The following is a 3,334-nucleotide window of genomic DNA, read 5'->3' on the forward strand; positions in this document are numbered from 1 at the left end:
TGGTCGCCGACCCGGTCGACGTGGTCTCGTTCACCTTCGGGATCCCCGGTCGCGACGTGGTGGAGGCGCTGCAGGAGGTGGGCACCGCGGTCGTCGTCACCGTGGCGGGCGTGCAGGACGCCCGCCGGGCGGTGGAGGCGGGCGCCGACTGGCTCTCGGTGCAGTCCGCGGAGGCGGGCGGTCACCGCTCGACCACGACCATCGGCGAACGGCCGGATTCCATCTCGACAGTGGACCTCGTGCGGTCCGTCCGGTCGGAACTGCCGGACGTCCCCTTCGTCGCCGCGGGTGGGATCAGCACCCCGCAGGACGTCGCGGCAGCCCTCGGAGCGGGCGCCGACGGAGTCCAACTGGGGACGGTCCTGCTGCGCACCCGTGAGGCGGGCACGAACGCCCTGTACCGCGCCGCGTTAGGCGATCCCCGGTTCACGGAGTCGAGGCCGACGCGCAGCTACACCGGGCGCTACGCACGTGCTCTGGTCAACGGGTTCGTGGCCGAGTTCGACGCGGTCGCTCCGCCGGCCTACCCTCTCCTGCACGTCCTCACCGGGCCGGTGCGCAAGGCCGCCACCGACACCGGTGACGTCGAGGTCCCGCCACTGTGGGCCGGCTCGGGCTGGCGTGCGGCCGGGTCCTACGCCGATCGGCCGGCCGCCGAGGTGGTCGCCGAACTCTGGGATCGGGGCACGACTCTCACGGGATGAACGCCTGAGGACCGGGCCGAACCCCCGGGGCGGCTCAGTCGGTGCGACGCTCCGCCTCGGCGGCGATGTCCGCCAGATCCTGCTCCATGGCCTTGCGGGTCGCTCGTTCGGCGAGCCCGCCCATCAGAGCCATCACGACCCGGGAGATCGCCGGGGCGTGCGCGGTGTGGGAACCGAACCGCATCCGCAGGGTCGACCCGGTGCCGTCCGGGTCCGGGGTCACGGTGAACACCGTCTTGTACTCGGTGCCTCCGTTCTCGGAGACGATCGCGGTGGAGTGCGGAGGCTCGGCGGTGAGGACCATCATCTCCTCGGTGGACTTCACGCCGAACATCCTGCGGGTCTCCCGCCATCGCAGCCCGGGCTGATAGGGCCCCGGCGTGAGGATCTCGACCGCCAGGACCCCGCTGAGGGTGCGGTGCGCGGAGGGGATGTCGGTGAGCACGGCCCAGACCTCGTCGGGGCCGGCGGCGACGTGACAGGAGAGATCGAGCTGCATGGAATCGAGGTTACCGCCTGAAATGCGGAAACCGGCCCCGCTCGAGGCGGGGCCGGTCACACGCGGTGCCCGGGCCAGGCCGAACCCGGCCCGGGCTGATGCGCCGTCAGGCGCGTCGACTCAGGAGCCGAAGTTCTCGACGAAGCCGCCGAAGAAGCCGAGGACCTGGGCGATGAGGTCGGAGCCGAAGTCGGCGGCAGCCGAACCGGTGTTGACGGCGGCGGAACCGGTGGCGATGCCATTGATGAAGTCGGAGATCATGGTTGAGATCCTTTCGTCGTACCGACGGTGGGCTCTCCACCGCCGTGGTCTGCGTCGTTCGGACGCTCAGTGGGTACATCCGGACGACTGCGGCCGACGTTACCCAGAGAAGACTCCGAACCCCACCTGACAAGGGCTTTTGCCACGCGGTGGACGGTAAGGCCGCGTTCATACCAACAGGAAGTGAGTGACTGAAAGTGCTCAGGTGAGAGCTGTCTCACATTTAGTCCCGGGTCGGCGCACAGGGCGTCAACCGGCGGTCCGTGCGCGGGGTCGACGGGCCTAGACTCGGGGGCGTGAACTCCATCCGCACCGCGACCGCTTCCTCCGGACCGATCCCTCTGCCCGCGGGCTTCCGCGCACACGCGGGGGCCGCGGGGCTCCGCGAGGAGGGGGACGACGTCTTCGTCGTCGTCAACGACGGCCCGTCCCCGGCCTCGTCCGCGGTGTTCACCCGGTCCCGATTCGCCGGCCCCTCGGTGGTCCTCAGTCGGGAGAACGCCGCGGGCGGCCGGGCGCGCGGCGTGGTGGTGGTGGCCAAGAACGCCAACGTCGCCACGGGCGAGCAGGGGATGGCCGATGCGCGCGAGGTGCTCGAGCACGCGGCCGCGGCCGTGGGTACGGCGCCGGGGGAGATGCTCATCGCCTCGACCGGGGTGATCGGCCGGCGCTACCCCATGCCGATCCTGCGTGCCCATCTCGACTCGTTGGCCGAGGCCGGGTTCGACGCCGACGCTCTCGCTCTGGCCAGCGCGATGATGACGACCGACACCCACCCGAAGACGGCGACAACGGACATGACGACGACGACGGGCGGCACCGCCCGGGTCGTGGGCATCGCCAAGGGGGTCGGGATGGTCGAGCCGGACATGGCCACGATGATCGCCGTGGTCTTCACCGACGCCGCCGTGGAGCCCGGTGCGCTCGACGCCGCGTTCCGGAGCGCGGTGGACGCCACGTTCAACTGCCTGTCCGTCGACACCGACACCTCGACCTCCGACACCGCGATCGCGCTCGCCAGTGGTGTGGCCGGTCCGGTCGACGACGTGGAGCTCCGGAGAGCCCTGGAAGCCGTCTGCCTGGACCTCACCCTCCAGCTCGCCCGGGACGGCGAGGGCGCCACCAAGCTCCTCACCGTAGAGGTCACCGGCGCCCGGGACCGCGCCCAGGCCAAGCGCGTGGCCAAGACGATCCTCAACTCGCCCCTGGTGAAGACCGCCGTCCACGGGGCGGACCCCAACTGGGGCCGCGTCGCCATGGCGATCGGAAAGTGCCAGGACGACACCGACATCGACCCGGAGCGGGTGCGCATCGTCTTCGGCGACCTCGAGACCTATCCCGCATTCCCCGGTGACGCAGAACTCGAGCGGCTCACCGAGATCATGCGGGCCGACGAGGTCACCATCTCGGTCGACCTGGGTGTCGAGGGCGGCGCCGCCGACGGTGACTGCACGGTCTACGGCTGCGACCTCTCCCGCGAGTACATCTCGATCAACGCCGACTACACCACCTGAGCCGGGCACCGGGTGGGCGCCGGGCCATCCGGACGAAATACCCGGGCTTCAGGCCGCGGGCCGTCCGTCACCCGGTGGTCCGGGGCTGCCGGCGCGCCATCTCGAGGATCGTGTCGCGGGTGTCGTGCCAGACCCGACCGGTGATGTCGCCCCACGGGTCGTGGCCACCGGGGACCAGGGACACGCGGGCGGGGTCGCCCGCCCGGCGGGCCTGGCGAACGTAGGTCTCGGACTGCTCGGGGGACACGACCTCGTCGTCACGACCGTGGACGCACACCACCGGGACCCCGGTGGGCAGGTGGGACACGGGCGAGGCGTCCCGGTAGCGCTGAAGACGGGTGCCGGAGGGGCCGCCG

The 3,334-nt window shown here is 71.3% G+C and carries 5 protein-coding genes; 2 read left to right on the forward strand and 3 right to left on the reverse strand.

All coding sequences use genetic code 11. The annotated features are described in order from the left end of the window. Positions 1-704: NAD(P)H-dependent flavin oxidoreductase (locus tag G6019_RS02525; RefSeq protein ID WP_182626984.1), on the forward strand; the 704-nt coding region annotated here is incomplete at its 5' end. 34 nt (positions 705-738) lie between these two features. On the opposite strand, the gene G6019_RS02530 is transcribed toward G6019_RS02525, so the two are convergent. Together G6019_RS02530 and G6019_RS02535 are read right to left on the reverse strand one after the other, a co-directional pair. Further along, on the reverse strand, positions 739-1,203 hold the full coding sequence (locus G6019_RS02530) for an SRPBCC family protein (RefSeq protein ID WP_182613276.1): 465 nt from the start codon (positions 1,201-1,203) through the stop codon (positions 739-741). Positions 1,204-1,323: 120 nt separating this feature from the next. Next, positions 1,324-1,464, reverse strand: a complete 141-nt coding sequence (locus G6019_RS02535; protein ID WP_178088265.1) for a hypothetical protein — start codon at positions 1,462-1,464, stop codon at positions 1,324-1,326. A gap of 296 nt (positions 1,465-1,760) precedes the next feature. On the opposite strand from G6019_RS02535, the gene argJ reads away from it, so the two are divergent. Next, positions 1,761-2,978, forward strand: coding sequence for a bifunctional glutamate N-acetyltransferase/amino-acid acetyltransferase ArgJ (gene argJ / locus G6019_RS02540; protein ID WP_231750378.1), 1,218 nt, complete (start codon positions 1,761-1,763; stop codon positions 2,976-2,978). 67 nt (positions 2,979-3,045) lie between these two features. Here the strand turns inward: argJ and G6019_RS02545 are convergent. After that, a partial coding sequence (locus tag G6019_RS02545; RefSeq protein ID WP_375539741.1) for a prolyl oligopeptidase family serine peptidase occupies positions 3,046-3,334 on the reverse strand: 289 nt, incomplete at its 5' end.

Origin of the sequence: Dietzia sp. DQ12-76 (genome assembly GCF_014145045.1) — a bacterium.
GTDB lineage: Bacteria > Actinomycetota > Actinomycetes > Mycobacteriales > Mycobacteriaceae > Dietzia.

Excerpts from the sequence above, each read along its gene's own strand:
- G6019_RS02530 (WP_182613276.1), bottom strand. The coding sequence starts at position 1,203 with ATGCAGCTCGATCTCTCCTGTCACGTCGCCGCCGGCCCCGACGAGGTC.
- G6019_RS02535 (WP_178088265.1), bottom strand. The coding sequence starts at position 1,464 with ATGATCTCCGACTTCATCAATGGCATCGCCACCGGTTCCGCCGCCGTC.